The sequence below is a fragment of the Chryseobacterium subflavum genome, assembly GCF_055762745.1.
The window spans coordinates 826759-843115 of sequence record NZ_JBVTMR010000001.1; the positions used below are offsets into that span (position 1 = coordinate 826759).

Sequence of the window (16357 nt, forward strand, 5' to 3'; positions counted from 1 at the left end):
TTCTGTCGCCTTCCGTTTGTAGTTTTGTGAAAGCAATAATAAAAATAGAAATAACAGCTTATGAAAATAGTAATTCTCACATTAAAATATAGGGAAATCCCGGTATACTCCCCTGAGAATTATTTTTAGATTTAGCACTTTAAAAATTCAAATGTTTATGAGAAAAACCTTTACTGGTGCAGTAATCTTATGCACTATACTTAACACCTATGGACAAGAGGTAGTCTGGCAAAAAGATATTAAGTCCACTACACAAGATTTTTTAAGCCAGATTACTACGACTATCGACGGGCAATACCTGATCACAGGAAGCTCAATCCAGAGCAGTAAACTACAAGAATCCAGCAAACAAAATAATGGTTATGATCTTCATTTAGTGAAATTGAACCAGCAAGGAGAGCAGGTATGGGAAAAATACTTTGTAGGGCAAAACCATGATTATCTTTCTTCTGCTGTAGCTACACAGGAAGGGGGATTTGCTATTATAGGCACTTCTTTTTCAAATAAAGGTTTGGATAAAAAAGAAGATTCTAAAGGCGGATCTGATATCTGGCTCATCAGACTAAATGAATTCGGTGACGAATTATGGCAAAAGACTTTAGGTACAAATGCTGAAGAAGAAGCAAGATCGGTTATTCAAACGACAGATTTAGGGTTCTTTGTAGCCGGGAATGTTCAAAACTCAACTAAAGGTTATGGTTCAAAAGATGTTTTATTAATAAAACTCGACAAAAATGGAAAAGAGCTGTCACAATCTATATTTGGCGGAAGGGGAAATGATGAAGTTGAAAAAATGATTCCAACGAAAGACGGTGGAGCCTTGTTAGGTGTTTATTCCAGAAGTAGTACTGATGGGTCAAAACAAACTGAAAACTTTGGGGAAGGAGATTATTGGATCATTAAAATTTCGAAAGATGGTAAGGTTGAATGGGAGAAAAACTTTGGAGGTAAGGCAGACGATCATTTAAGAACACTGGCTTTGACGTCAACCGGATATATTATTGGCGGTGAATCAAGAAGTGAAAGATCAGGAAACAAATCGGTTGGAATAGAAGAAGGAACTGATCTATGGCTAATATCACTGAATGAAAAGGGAGATGAAGAGTGGCAGAAATCTTACAACTTTAAGAACAGAGATATCTTAATGGGAATGAGTATAATTCATTCAGCAGATGATAAAACTTCTAAAGGAATTTTATTGGGTGGCTATACTCAGGCGGAGGGAAGAATAGAAGCAGACGACGAAACATTTTGGATGTTATATATTAATGATAGGGGTGATGAACAGTGGAGAAAATATGTTAAAGGTCAATCAAAAAAACAGGAAGAAAGACTTTCGGATATTAGACTGAACAGAGATGGTTCCATCATCTTAGCAGGAACCAGTGCAGACGAATTAGGAAAGGAGAACTGGAAGATTATTAAGTTAGGTGATAAACAGCTAGACCAGTTAATTGAAAAACAAGACATCAAGATCTATCCAAATCCGGTATCTGATTTTGCATATGTAGAAATTGGCTTTGATTTCAAAGATGCTTATATCACTTTATATGATATGGGTGGAAGACAGTTGCAAAATTTGAAAACTAAGAATAAAGTGACGAAGATCAATACACAACCATTAATCCAAGGAGCTTATCTAGTGATAATTAAAACAGATACAAACAAAACGGCTAATGCTAAATTAATCAAGAAATAAATACAGATGAGAAAAAATAACTTTATAAAAAACTTGTTTTCATTTTGCTTTTTAGTTCATAGTATCATAAACTATGCTCAAAGTGTAAATACTTTTGAACTTCAAAAAAGTAATTATGAAACTATGGGTACAGTGGATATTGCCAGAGGTAATCCCAGTATAGGTGTTCCGTTATTCAGTGTTCCCACTCAATCATCTAAACTTAAGATCAATCTGGGGTTAAATTATTCTGCTTCGGATATTTCATCTATGCAAATGATCAGTAGTATCGCTATGGGATGGAATATTAGTGGGGGAGCTTACGTGTCCAGATCATCCCATAATTATGTGAAAGAATATGAGGCAGCAAAAATAGGTGACAACAAGATTTACAATTCCAATATGTTTCAGTATAGTTGTCCTGGAGGAAGTGGAAGATTTGCAATCGCCTATGATAAGAATACCAATGGTCCTAAAATTATACAGACAGAGACATCAAAAACCAGGATCATTTTCGAGAAAACTACTGATACCACAAAATACCTGATAAAATCTTTTACAGTAATTGATGAAAACGGGTTAAAATATCTTTTTGATAAAAACGATATTTCATTTTATGGAATAGGCAATAAGAAAGAATTGTTTCAGAGTGCTTATAATCTTACCCAGATCAGAGATGAAGGCAATAATACTATTGCGACCTATGACTATGTACCTTATACACAAAGTATTTCAGATTATAGAGGAACACAGTACATAACAACATACAAACTGTTAAAGATCAATATAACCAATATTGGATCTATTGATTTTCAATATTACCAGGGTAGTACCCCTTTACCTGTTACAAACTGGACACCAGGTTCAAGTGACTTTGACAGGTATACCTTGCAAAAAGTAATGCTCAAAGATGTTGGTTCAAGAGTTATCCAGCAATATCAATTGGATAGAAATGACAACCAGCTAATTGCTTTAATTAAACAGGATAAGAACAATAATCTTATAGAGAAATACAGTTTTGATTATAATATTGACTACAACGTAACCAAGAAAGATCAATATGGTTTTGGAACAGTCTCTTCTTATCAGATTTTTGAGCAGGATCGGTTGTATGATACAAAATCTGTTAATCCTCAATATGCTTATAACGGGGCATTGAGAGCCATCCATTTGCCTTCAGGAGGAAAGATAGAATATGAATTCGAATCAAACACACTTCCCGTGGCAAGCTATCAATATAGTCTATCCTATAGCGGTGGGAATATCTTAAATCATCCTTTTAAAGATTTTAAGTTGGTAAAAATAGCAGAGATCAACTTTGACATGGCTATTACCAAAGACTATCCATTTACTATTGATAGCTCAATTTACACAAATGTGTGTTATATTATCGGAGGGGTAAATGATCTGCAATTAAAAGGTCCTACTGTTCCCTTTTCTTATAAAATTTATAATGCTGCCGGAACTGAAATCATCAGGACGCCATTTCAAAATGCTACAGAATCTTCAAGCTATGAGTATTTTGTGACCAATGGTACGAACAAATTAAGGCTCACCGGGTCATCCCCTGATAAAGGAACATTTATTATATATGGAGTAAAAAAGCTTTCCGAACCTTTTAACTATACTAAAGGCCTGAGAGTGAAAAGTATTAAAAAATATGATGATCCCACTGCCGCACCTATAGAAGTATTGGATTATAATTATGATGATTTTTCAAAACCTGGGGTTCCGAATAGTATGCTTTATAGTTGGGATAATAGCAATATGCTTATAGATGGTGGTTTTTATCAACCTTTTGAAGAAATGCTTTACAAAAATGTAAGGGTCACCAATACAACTAAGAACTATTTTACCAAGTATTCTTTTATCACACCTAATGATGCTAACAGTCTATTTAATCTTCCATTTCAAAGTCCCTTTAATTATGCGGACCTTAATTATAATATTTTGAATATGCTGCTCCCCCAAAAGATTGAGCAATATAAAGGGAATGGGGAATTGGTGCAGAAAAATGAATATCAGTACACCATAAATTATACTCCTGTTGATGCTAATATTCCTGTTCCCCCAAAGATTCCATGGATAGAAACTCAAACGGTCAATGGATTTTCGTATCCGGATGCCAATACTGTTTTAACCAATTCAAGTACAACAACAGCAGAAGGTAAATATGGAAATATCATTAAAGAAGCAGCCACTGACGAAACCGGAGATTATTCTGAAAAAAATTACAAATATGCTGATGATCTGAATAACCAGAAGCTGAAAAATGTCAATTTAATTGCAGTTCCGTTACAATCGGAAACTAACGTTACCCAAGATGGAATCTCAAAAAATATTTCTAAATCTGAAGTGAAGTTCGATCGTACCACAGATGCCTATCCTTCTTCAACAATTTCCTATGACGTTGTAAGCGGAACACCTTCTACTGAAGGAACTTTTGATCAATATGATGCATTTGGGAACGTATTGCAGCTTACCAGTAAAAGCGGAGTTCCTGTATCACTGGTGTATGGTTATAACAATACACTGCTGATTGCTAAAGTTGAAGGTATTACCTATGACCAGCTTACAGCTCTTAATATCATTCAGCCTATAATCAACGCGTCGCTCAATGATATTTCAGACCCTTCTACAGAACCTGCTTTCATTACGGCTTTCGATACTTTCAGAAAAAATCAGAATCTGAAACAATACAATATAACGACCTACACTTATGATCCGCTCATTGGAGTAACCACTGAAACTTCTCCAGCAGGAGTCAGAAAGAACTACCAATACGATAATGCCAACAGGTTGATTAAGATCACAGACCGAACGGGCAATACGTTACAGGAGTTTAAAAACAACCTTAAAAACCAATGATCATGAAGCCAGGTATACAATATAAAACACAGATCAGGATGAAAAAAATTATTTTATGTTTGATGCTGTTAGTCTCTGGGTGGGGCTTCTCCCAGTCAGGGCTTACTGACAACGAAAACTATTCTTATACGAAAAGCTGTCTTACCGAAGATTGCTCCAAAAAAGTAGAATCAGTTCAATATTTCGATGGGCTTGCTCGTCCTAAGCAGATCATCAGTATTAAAGGAACTCCATCAGGAAAAGACATAGTACAACATATAGTATATGATCCTACGGAAATAACGAATAAAACTTATCTGCCTATCCCACAAAGTGTAACCCAGGATGGAGGTATTTATACAGATCCTCTTGCGGATGCTTCCCAGACCTATGGCTTAGAAAAGATATTTGGAGTAACGACAATGGATATTGCTCCTTATAACAGGGTAAAGCAGAGCGTAAAACCGGGAAATGCCTGGGCTAACAAGCCAGTGCTGTATAATTATGAGACAAATGCAGCTAATGAAGTATTGAAATTCACGGTCTCTACCACGTGGGAAAATAATGCTACCAAAACAGATATTGTGAAAGCTGGATATTATCCTTTAAAAAAGCTTTCTAAAAACACGATAACTGATGAAGACGGGAATAAAAGTATAGAGTTTAAAAGCGCAAGCGGAAAGACCTTGCTGGTGAAGAAAGTAATGAGTGCATCAGAGAGTGCAAACACTTACTATATTTATAACGAGTATAACCAGCTTGCTTTTGTACTTTCACCGGAAGCTTCAAAGACAGTTGAAAAGATGGCTAACGGGACCACTGTTTCCCAGAGTATACTTGACCCATTATGTTATCAGTATAAATATGACTCTAAAGGAAGACAGGTAGAGAAAAAAATACCAGGGAAAGGATGGGAATATTTTGTTTATGATAAAGCTGACAGGTTGATTTTCACACAGGAAGCTGTAATGAGCCCTACGGCAAAATGGGTTTTTACTAAATATGACAACCTTGACAGAATTATTATGACCGGGATAGTGGCAGGAGGCAGCAGAATAGAAATGCAGAATATGATTGGAGGTAATATTATCAGAGAGAACCGGAATGCTACAGGCTTTACTAAAAACGGAATGCAAATTTATTATTCAAATGATCATTTTCCTTATTTTGAGACCATATTATCTGTTAACTACTACGACACTTATCCAACTGGAACTCCCACACGACCTTCGCAGATTCAGGGTGTTAATACCATCGGTGATAACACGGCTAATGCAGTCAATACAAGAAGCCTTGCAACAGCTTCGTATGTGAAAAATATTGAAGATGATAACTGGACGAAAAATTATATATGGTATGATGATAAGATCAGGGTTATAGGTACGCACTCTATTAATCACCTGGGAGGCTATACCAAAACAGAATCTTTGCTTGATTTTGCAGGCGCCGTAAAACAGTCTAAAATCTACCACAAAAGATTAGCTTCTGACGCAGAAAAAATTATAACCCAGACGTATGAATATGACAGCCAAAACAGATTAAAAAAACAATGGCATCAGGTAGGAACGGGCGCTCAGGAATTACTTGCGGAGAATACTTATAATGAACTTAACCAGCTTTCAGGTAAAAAGGTTGGAAACAACCTTCAGGATATTGTTTACACCTACAACATCCAGGGTGCTCTTACCAAAGTTAATGATCCTTCCAACCTTAACGGGAAATTATTTGCCTATGAGCTTAAATTCCAGAATCCCACTAATGCAACTGCAAAATACAACGGACTAATTTCGGAAATGGATTGGAGGACTTCTTCAGATAATGTCCTGAGAAGATATGCCTATCAATATGATGCTTTAACCAGGCTGACCAAAGGAACTTATTATGAACCAGGTTCATCGGTTCCCCAAAATAATTTTTATAACGAAACCCTGGCTTATGACCTGAACGGAAACATCAGCTCTTTACAAAGAAATACAAAAGGCATTACAGGAGCAACCGAACTTATTGATAACCTTACTTATCAGTATACGGGAAATAAGCTTAACTCCGTTACTGATTCCTCAAACAACTATGGGGGGTATCCCGAAACTTCCGGAAATAGTATTGGGTATGATGATAACGGGAATATAACAGACCAGAAGGATAAAGGAATTTTACAGATCGATTATAATATACTTAACCTCCCGAAGTATATTAAATTTAATGAGCTTGTTGGGAACAGGGGATCTCAAACCTATGTTAATACATTATATACATATTGCGCAGATGGGACAAAGCTAAAAAAAGATTATAAATACAGGGATGATGCCCAGTTTAATTTTCTTGCCAATACGGTAACGGATTATCTGGACGGATTTCAATATGAAACGAGTACGACATCTCTTGGAACGGGCTCACCAATCCTTAAGTTTGTGCCTACTGAGGAGGGATACTACAGTTTTGAAAATAATAAGTATATTTACAACTACACCGATCATTTGGGGAATATAAGGCTAAGCTACTCCAAAAGCTCTACCGGTAGCGCAGAAGTTCTTACTGAAAACAATTACTATCCTTTTGGATTGAAACATAATGGCTATGGGATAAAAGGAAATCCTTCTTATAATTACCAGTACAATGGCAAGGAATTTCAAAGTGAAACCGGATGGAATGATTTCGGGTCCAGGATGTATATGTCCGACATTGCAAGATGGGGCGTGATTGATCCTTTGGCGGAACAAATGAGAAGATTTTCGCCGTATAACTACGCATTTAATAATCCTATAAGTTTTATTGATCCGGATGGAAGGAAATCCATCTACGCTCCTACGATAGATCCTGAAAGATCTATAGGAATGGGTGAGAGGGGAAGTCTCCTGAGATATTTCGCTCAAGGAGGACATGGTGGAATAGCTGACTATTTAGATTTTTTGGGCCAGCAGGATGTAACTGCAATGTATTTTGAAGACTCAATGTCTAAACTGAGTACCGCGGGAGGTAGAGGGCAGGAAACTTTTGGAGAAACACAAGAGTATAAAGATATGATGGCAATGCTTTATACACCGAATTTTTCTCAATTTAATTTTGAGCAGTTTGGAGCTGGTGCAGACGATTGTCCGAAATGTCCTAAGCAAGCGAAAGATGGTCAAATATTCGCAATAGGATTTACAGGTTATCAATATCGCGAAGGTAATTGGGTAGAGCTAGGAATAGGAGAATCAGTAAATTACAAAGGAAAATCGTATTTTAATCCATCGGTTGAACCTTATGCAGGAGATGTACCAGTAGGACCAGCAGGAGCTTTGAAAGAAGGCAAAGCATTATATTCTGTTTATAAAGGCCTGGATGCTGCTGGTAATGTTAAATATATTGGTATTACAATGAGGAATCCTATATTACGATTTTTGGAACATCAATTATCGGGAGGATCTAAAGCGTTATTAGATTATCGAACTATTGAAGGTGCGACTGGGTTAACAAGAGCTGAAGCACGAGCAATGGAACAAACTCTCATTAACAGATATCAATTAGAAAAATATGGTGGTCAACTTTTAAATAAAATAAATTCCATATCTCAAAAATATTGGATAAAATATGGTATTAAATTTTAGAAATTAATAAAAATGTCAAGAAAAATAAAAACTCAGATAGGAGATATCTTTTCTATTCCTATCAATGATGAAGAAAAGCGATATATGCAGTTAATTGCAATCGACTTAACACAGCTTAATAGTGATGTAGTTAGGATTTTTGAAAAAAAATATTTTCTAGAGGAAAATCCGAATGATGAAACAATTATAAACGACAAAATATTGAATTATGCTCATTGTGTATGTGATTTAGGACTTAAGATGAATCTATGGATAAAGACAGGGAGCAATTCGAATATAGGAAATATTGGCTCAATATTATTCAGAGATACCGATGACTATGGTGTAGGTCCTGGTGAAGAGCCTATAAGAATATCTAATAATTGGTTCGTGTGGCATATTAATGATGAAACTTTTACAAAAGTTGGAAAATTAGACGAGAAAAATAGAGATTCATATATTGGTATTGTTATAAACCCTCTGGGAATAGTTGAGATTGCTAAAGGAAATAAGTACCCTATTAATTATCCAGAATTTGAATAAAACTTGAAACTATTAAAGCAATTAGTAATTCCTCCTGATTATAATCAGGTGAAATTTCAATTTATCTTTTTATTAACAAGGAAACAGGATTATCTTACTTATATAAAGGCTTTAGAAGATAATGAAAAGTTTTCTGAGAATGGATATATTGAATTATTTCCGTTTGACGAATTAGACGAAATTAATGAGGAGTATCAGGTAGCATCCCATGTTCCAAACTTTGTCACAATTGGAACTAATGGTGCCGGCGTTGGAATATTTTTCAATAAAAATAATAATCGTATTTATTCTATCCCTTTTGTAGGAATGGAAGAAAAAGATGCAGTTTTACTAGCCGATTCGTTTACAGAATTCATTTATAAGTTTGAGAATGAGGGGCTATAAATATATTAAGTAACAATTGAAAAAGTAACGAGTACTATTTTTATAAAAACCTTTTTGATTAACTTCAAAAGGGTTTTTATTATTTAAGTGATGATGTATTATTTCTTTTTGATTGTAGTATCGGGACTTTGATAGTTCCGCTAAATATGCAGTAGCTGGTCAGGTAAAACGTGTGAAGGCCTTTATGGAGGGGGTAAGTTATAACCTGACGAGCTACGCCATTGTTAAGCGCAAAAATGCGTTCCCTCCGTTTCGGAAGGGATTGCATTTTTGCAGCCAGATTTTATTATGAGGCTGTGGAGGCTATTGCTTTGTGAAGGCTGGTAACCTCGATTGGAGCCGTATAAATCTATTATTCTCATGCTGTTCAATTTTCAATTTTTTCATAAATACAGTCCGTCATAGTGTGACGGACTGTCTCACCTGGTTAATTAAGAAAGAAAGATTCTGCACCGTCTTTTGCAAATGAGGTGCAGAGTTCAAATGCTTTTTGTGCTTTTACTTGAGCAGTACCTCCCATCACGATAGATTGTAATTTAGCTTCGCTATCCTTATAATTGCGTACATTCTGATAATAGCCTGTTACAGCGTTATAAGCTCCATATAGTGTCCCTTTAGTAGTTTCCATTTGTTGTGTGTCACTTATCATTGCATAAGCGAAGGCTTCATCTACCGTATTTTTAAATACGGTTGAAATTTCATCTTCTGTACCCTTTTTGAGTTGATCCAAGGTCTCCTTATTGGAACATAGTGCTAACTGGATCAATTTTTTTATTTCCTCGTCGGTTACCTTTACTTTTGCCCAGTGATTGAATGTGTCCTCTAGTTGTTTGCTTAATGAATTAGCTAATCCCATTACTTTATGAGCATTTTCTAGTCGTTGTCTAGCTCCTGAGGTGTGTTTAATGCGTACCACATTACTCATGTTTCGCAGTGTAGCATTAAGCGTATTTTGGCAGACAATACGGATAGGGGTAAATGCTGCCGTTATACTGCCACTGCCATCATGAGAAGTTGTCAAAAATATGTATTTTTCTGTAATGTCATCCCCACTTCCTACCCGGATATAGTCGGGTAATTTAGCAGTGATAAAGATACGTTCTCCTTGTCCTAAAGCCCCGGCAGTTTCGTAAAGGATACCATCATTGCCACCTACGATTGCATCAAAAAAAGTGAAGGCATCACGGTTTTGTATGATCTGATAGTCTTTTCCTACCACACCGAGTATTGCATTATTATCTGTGCGAATATTGGCGAAGTAGTTGGGAACATGTAATTCATTTGATCCGATTTCTATGCCTTTTGGGGTTTCAATAATACCAGAGCCTTTAGTATAGAGCGGAGATTTAGCTACTTCGTAGTCGAGTCCCGCATACCTGATAGCTTCTTCACTGGTGGGATAATTCTGAATAATTTGTCCCAATCCATGCCAGGCTTTTTCTTTCACGCTGAAAAATGAATAGCGTCCTGTTTTGTTGTTGAAATTTAAATTGTGTGCCATGATGTTTTATTTTAAATTGATTGTTAGAGAATGATTTTTTTATCTCTTTTTCCCTGTCTTGCTTCGTTTTTTCGTGATACTTTCCAAAAGAAAAACCGGAAAAAAGAAAGCAGATATGGAAGTCGTACAAAGGGAAAAGCCAAAAGGAAACGGAATAAAGGATTGCCTATGTGCTGTGGGATTGTGTTTATGCCGTAGTCTTTTGGCGGGCTTGTGCGAGAGCTGTACGACTTACCTTAGCTGCCTTTTTACCGGTTTCTTTGGAATGTATTAAATGTATTATCTGTGTAATAACCTTTGGAGTTGTGCGACATTTAGAATCAATGTCAGTAGGTATAACGGTAAGAATACAGTTGGAGCAAAGAAATTGAAAGGATAGATAATAAGGATTATTGTGTAATGGTAACAATCTGTCGATTACCTTGAGTCAAAATTTAATGCTTCATTATTTTGATTGTATCTTAGGAAAATCCGGTGATTTGTGGAGAGTAGTGATTGATACGCTAATACTAGTGGTTTTACACTTTAATTTATCCCACCAGTTATTATCTGTATTTTCACTATGACATTGTATTGTTCGCATGCTCAGTTCTTTGTAACTTAGCTAACTATTAAATACAAATTATTAATGGCTACTCAAGTTGCGACTCCAAAACAAACTGGTGGTGGTGGATTTAACTATGAAGATAAAGTTGGTGCATATTTTCTTCTTTGCATGCTATTGGAGAAACACCCATTTTCCTCAGAATTAGGAGTAATTAGAAGAATAGATCTACAGAAGTCAGCGGGAGGTTGGGCCTTTGATGATTATGTCATATCGCTGAGCTATGGAGAGGAAGTAAGATCTGTTGGTATTTCAGTGAAAAGTAATCAACAGTTTTCGAAAAATGTAATTTATAAGGGAGCTTTAGAACTTTTATGGGAACAAAAGTTGCAACTAAATAATCGGGTGTTTAACCCTCATGAAGATTTTTTTTGCTTTGCCCAGCCACCACTTGATGGAAATATCCGTCATGACCTTGATACCCTTATAAATCTAGCAAAACACCAAGATCCAGTTGATCTTGAAACCAATATTACTACTCCTGGTTATACATCTTCGGATAAGCTGGATTTATATAAAAGCTTTTACTGTCCTGCTAAGCTTAATCAGGATGCAGGAGACCCTGGACTTTTACCTGGTGCAGTACTTTCCAGATTTATGGTTCTTGAGTTTGACTTTGAAGCTGTAATTTCAAAATCTGAATCAGAATTACTTCAGCTTTCAGGTCAAGTATTATCAGATCCGTCAGAAATACTAAATAGACAATTATATGAAAAATTGCAGCAAATCTGTAAAGACCGCCGTGCTTTTGGAGGTTTTATAGATTTGGCGGAGCTCCTGAATGAACTTAGGCATCTTTTTAAATTGCGTGTATTTCCATCTTTCAGGCATGCTTTTGAGTTGATAACGCATTCAACAAACCGCAGTTTGAGTATAATTAAGACCTCAATAGGAGGTCAATTCGAAATTGACCGCTCGGCTCTCCTTACAGAAATTTCAATTGGGTATGAGAATGTGAATGTTCTTGCAGTGACAGCTCCTTCAGGGTATGGAAAAACTTCATTAGCAAAGTTGTATGTGGAATCTGTGCAAAAAGAACAAACTGTTTTATGGTCAGATGCATCGTTTTTTGAAAGCGATTTAGAAAGTAAACTTGATTTAAGTTATTCAATTCGAGAACTGATTGATGGCAATACAGAAAGTATGTTTTTGATTGTTATCGATGGACTGGAACGTTTTTATTCTGAAAGTCAAATTCGAAATTTCTCTATACTATTAAAGGATATTGCTTTGTCAAAAGGGGAGTATAAGATATTACTTACCTCTATTGATGAGGATTTTGACGATATTATGATCAAGTTGGATACCCATGGGGCAATGCCGTCTGCTCTCAAAAAGCTTGTAATTGATAATCATGAAATTAATGTTATAAGCCTAGTTTCTCATTTTCCTCATTTATCAGATGTTATGAGGAATTATGAAATTAAAAGTTTGTTTTCCAATATAAAGATATTAGATGCTCTCAGCTCCACAATCACCGGGAGTAACGCTAATGAATTTGATAAAGAACTAATTACAGAATCGGAGATTATTGATTTCTTATGGAAAAGGGTTATTGAGGTGGGTAACAGTGGAATGCTTGGAAGCAATGTGGCTAAATCAATTGCAAAGATGCAGGCTGAAACATTGTACATGGGGATTAGTACTTCTGTAGTAGATGCTGCCTCTGCTTCGGCTCTTTCTGTATTGGTAACATTAGGTATCCTCTATGAGTATGAAGATTATCTATATTTTCAACATGATTTGTATGGAGATTGGGCGAGATATAAGATTATCCGGTCAAATGCGCAGAATATTAAATCCTTTATAGATTCCATTAATATTGTTTCTCCACTATGGGCAAAGGCATTCAGGCAGTATGGGATATTTTTATTAGAACAAAAAACTAATGAGAAAGGATGGCTTAAGCTTTATCAGCAACTTGATGAGAGTAATTCAAAAGAGAAGATCATTAAAGATATTTTGCTGGAATCCGTCATTTTTAGTACAGGAGCCAAGCGTAATCTTGGACTGTTAAAGAATGAGCTTCTGTCAGAAAATTGTTCTTTGCTAAAACGCTTATTGGAAACATTTCTTACTAAAGCTACAGCAGTAAATCCGAAGATATTGAAGATTGTTGAAGGTTTTACTGGATACTCAGCGACTCAAGCAGCTGTATTACATAGAATACCGATATATGAATATTGGCCGTCGATAATAGACTTTATTTTTGAACATCGTGAAATTATTATAAGTGATGATTTTTATCACTGCGCCAGAATTTCAAGGGACTGGCTAATTCATACGGCACAACAAACTATTGGAAGAAAGGAAATGGCACTATTAGCTGTTGATCTTTCTAATGAGATATTTGCTGAAAGAATTAGCTTTTATGGAAACAAGATTTCTAAAGATTGTGCATTTGAAGGGCTTCTTTGTGGTTATAATGAGGTGCCTGATATAGCGGGTAAGGTTATTTTGCAATTGGCAGGAAGAATACAACCGGCTGAGCAAGAAAATAAAACTGTAAGAGAGATTGTACCTAAAAGCCACCGATTCAGAGAAGCTCAAAAGTGGAATGATGGGCCATTCTTTCACCTTGATAATGATTTTATTGATGTTTGTTTGAATCGAGGAGCACTGCTTGGTGTCTTTGAGCTTAATCCGCAATTGGCAAATGAGGTGATGCTAAGTACATTGATTAAAGCACCTAGTGATGATTATTATCGAGATGGAGGAATCGATGACTTTGATTTGAACATCCCTCGTCAGTGGAGTCCTGCTTTTTTTAGGAGAGGCCCTTTTTTGAATTTTCTCTATACAAATCATCTGGCAGCTCTTGATGGCATTATTAAATTCGTAGACTTCGCAACAGGACAATGGCGTACTTTATACAAGTCAGAAACTGAAACTCCTTTTGAAATACTAGAAATAGATGGGGAGAAAAGAAAATATTATGGTGACCTATCACTTTTCTTCTGGTATAGAGGTATTGGTATCCCGCCAAGTTCGCTGGTAAGTGCATTAATGGCAACGGAACGTTATCTATACGAGATTAAGGAAGATAGTTTTAAGATTGAAGAGTGTATTGATTATATTTTGAAGCAATCAGAATCCCTCGCATTTATTGGTATGCTTGTTTCTGTGGGTAAAGGATATCCAATCCTTTTTAAAGGGGTATTGAAACCAATTTTGTACATCATGAAGTTTTATATATGGGAAAAGCATAATATTATTTCCTATCAACTAGAACAATATGGATTAAATAATCTTCCCAAGGTGCAGGCTGAGGAAGCTATGGAATGGAATAAAACAGATTTTAGGACTACCCCCTTAGATGATCTCATGATTAGGAATCTTTTGTTGGACTCCGATTTTAGGGTAATCTATGATGATGTAAGAGAAAAATGGGAAGCTGGACTTAGTAAGATGAGAAGTAATATTGATTTTGATATTTACCAAGATAGATTACTTTCTTTTTTTAATCCCGAAAATTATGTAATTAAACCTTATAAAGATGACCTTCTAAACTACGAATATATTGAACCAGCCGATCTAGTTAGTAGAATGAATCCAATAAGGGAATCCTATGATGCCCGCCAGATTGTACCAAGTGCGTTTACGATTTACAAGATAATTAAAGATGAGAAACAAATTAAATTGTCGGATATTGAAAATTTCTGGGAGTTATTGGAAAAACTTAAATTACGAAATTTTGAAGATTGGTTTAGTACATTAGAAACCCCGTTAAGTAGTATTTTAGGAGGATATGTGCTTCTCTTGAAATTCAAAGATGTGTGGATAGATGATTATCCTGCTTATTATGAAACAATACTGACCTATACCACTACCATATTTGAGCGCATAGAAAAAGAGGAAATTAAAGTTTTAGATCATAGTATAGAATATAGCTGGAATATTTTTTTACCAAACCTTGTAGCATATTTATGGAAAGACGCTGACTTACCGTTGACCAGAAAATGGATTACCTTGATTTTTACCAGTTTTCATTCTGAATTGGTGAATGTACTGTTCTCATCGTTAGCTAAAATTTGGGGTTGGAACCACGAGCAATTTATAGAGCTGCAGAATTATACGTTAGAATATGCCAAAATTGATAATGTGCCAGCTTTTAATGATAGAACAGAGGCGGAGACAGAGCTAATAGGACTAAACAATCGTTTTATTGCAGGAGAAATTACAAAAGATCCATGTAAATGGGAGCAGTACCGTAAACATGAGGTTAGACGCAAAAGTGCGTTTGAGAGAATGTTTGATACGAATAATCAGATGGATTTCCTAAATCCAGGACTAGATTTATCGTTGCTGCGATTTGCTTATAACAGCTTACCTATTTCTAATCTCAATGATAATAAGGAAGAATGGGACCATATATTGTTTCTATGGAAAGAGGCACTTGAACAGGTTATCTGTCAGTTTGGAAGTCCTGATAATTCCAGAACTGAAATTGAAGAGTTTCCGGATGAATTTGATATTTGGGTAATTCGTTCGATTCCTTCACTTATTTCAGAACCTATGCCTGTTGACTTCTTTAGCTATTTTGCAGAACCCCTTCTTAAATTCGGTTATATTACGCCTCAATGGACAGAAATCTACTGCGAAAGTTTGTTATTAAATAATCTTGATAGGGCAGATCATTACGATGCTTTTATATGGCAATGGCAGCGCGTAGTTAAGTTTTGTCTTGAAGGAGCAAACTGGGCTTACAAAGAAGGACGAAATGGTAAATATTTGCCTTTAAGCCTTTTTCTTTTGAATTCAGGGAATGCTAACGTTTGGGAGTATAACTATAGCGGCTTTACAATTAAAGCTATTTCTGTTTTTGAGAACTTTTTCGAGAAAAAAATTATGGCGCCTCCTGTAGTCAAGGCGTGCTGTAAATTCCTAAAAACACCTTCTGGTAGACCCTTTCTTAAGTGGGGATTGTCATATGTAGATCTTACTGTTAAATATTATCAAGAACATTTTAAAGGTCCTATTCCTAAAGGGAGAATTCTACAGCCGTATTATGCGATAGATGAACTTGGGGCTTTTTTGAGCAAGGTTTGGGAGGTAGATGGGGACACAATTAGAGCTGATTCAACGATGTTTAATCACTATAAAGACTTGGTATTATTTCTTGTTAGTATACATAATTCAATTGGACTGGAACTTCAGCGTTTACTTCAGGTAAATAATTAAATAAGTCTAAGCTTGTCTTATTAAATTAGTACAGGTTGTTGAGCTAGAAT

Annotated in this window: 7 protein-coding genes; 6 read left to right on the plus strand and 1 reads right to left on the minus strand. The window is 35.8% G+C overall.

From position 1 onward, the window contains the following. The first annotated feature begins 157 nt into the window (after positions 1-157). The 5 genes from AC0INN_RS03795 to AC0INN_RS03815 are packed head-to-tail and all read left to right on the plus strand — an operon-like array spanning position 158 to position 9021. Positions 158-1699 (plus strand): T9SS type A sorting domain-containing protein, encoded by a 1542-nt coding sequence (locus AC0INN_RS03795; RefSeq protein ID WP_306611784.1) that lies wholly within the window; start codon positions 158-160, stop codon positions 1697-1699. A gap of 6 nt (positions 1700-1705) precedes the next feature. Then, complete coding sequence (locus AC0INN_RS03800; RefSeq protein ID WP_306611786.1) at positions 1706-4546, plus strand: RHS repeat domain-containing protein; 2841 nt, start codon at positions 1706-1708, stop codon at positions 4544-4546. 38 nt (positions 4547-4584) lie between these two features. Further along, the gene (locus AC0INN_RS03805) at positions 4585-8115 is read left to right on the plus strand and encodes a DUF6443 domain-containing protein (protein WP_306611788.1); all 3531 of its coding nucleotides are present in this window, start codon (positions 4585-4587) and stop codon (positions 8113-8115) included. 12 nt (positions 8116-8127) lie between these two features. After that, positions 8128-8637 carry a hypothetical protein gene (locus tag AC0INN_RS03810; RefSeq protein WP_306611790.1) on the plus strand — a complete coding sequence of 170 codons (510 nt, stop codon included), beginning with the start codon at positions 8128-8130 and terminating at the stop codon, positions 8635-8637. 3 nt (positions 8638-8640) lie between these two features. Further along, positions 8641-9021, plus strand: coding sequence for an SMI1/KNR4 family protein (locus tag AC0INN_RS03815; RefSeq protein WP_306611792.1), 381 nt, complete (start codon positions 8641-8643; stop codon positions 9019-9021). A 427-nt stretch (positions 9022-9448) separates the two neighbouring features. On the opposite strand, the gene AC0INN_RS03820 is transcribed toward AC0INN_RS03815, so the two are convergent. Further along, positions 9449-10522 (minus strand): DUF932 domain-containing protein, encoded by a 1074-nt coding sequence (locus AC0INN_RS03820; protein ID WP_306611794.1) that lies wholly within the window; start codon positions 10520-10522, stop codon positions 9449-9451. 628 nt (positions 10523-11150) lie between these two features. On the opposite strand from AC0INN_RS03820, the gene AC0INN_RS03825 reads away from it, so the two are divergent. Then, positions 11151-16307, plus strand: coding sequence for a hypothetical protein (locus AC0INN_RS03825; protein ID WP_306611796.1), 5157 nt, complete (start codon positions 11151-11153; stop codon positions 16305-16307). Positions 16308-16357 lie beyond the last annotated feature (50 nt).

Bases quoted from the DNA above. Each gene is read 5' to 3' on its own strand.
- AC0INN_RS03795 (WP_306611784.1), top strand. From the start codon at position 158: ATGAGAAAAACCTTTACTGGTGCAGTAATCTTATGCACTATACTTAAC.
- AC0INN_RS03800 (WP_306611786.1), top strand. From the start codon at position 1,706: ATGAGAAAAAATAACTTTATAAAAAACTTGTTTTCATTTTGCTTTTTA.
- AC0INN_RS03805 (WP_306611788.1), top strand. From the start codon at position 4,585: ATGAAAAAAATTATTTTATGTTTGATGCTGTTAGTCTCTGGGTGGGGC.
- AC0INN_RS03810 (WP_306611790.1), top strand. From the start codon at position 8,128: ATGTCAAGAAAAATAAAAACTCAGATAGGAGATATCTTTTCTATTCCT.
- AC0INN_RS03820 (WP_306611794.1), bottom strand. From the start codon at position 10,522: ATGGCACACAATTTAAATTTCAACAACAAAACAGGACGCTATTCATTT.
- AC0INN_RS03825 (WP_306611796.1), top strand. From the start codon at position 11,151: ATGGCTACTCAAGTTGCGACTCCAAAACAAACTGGTGGTGGTGGATTT.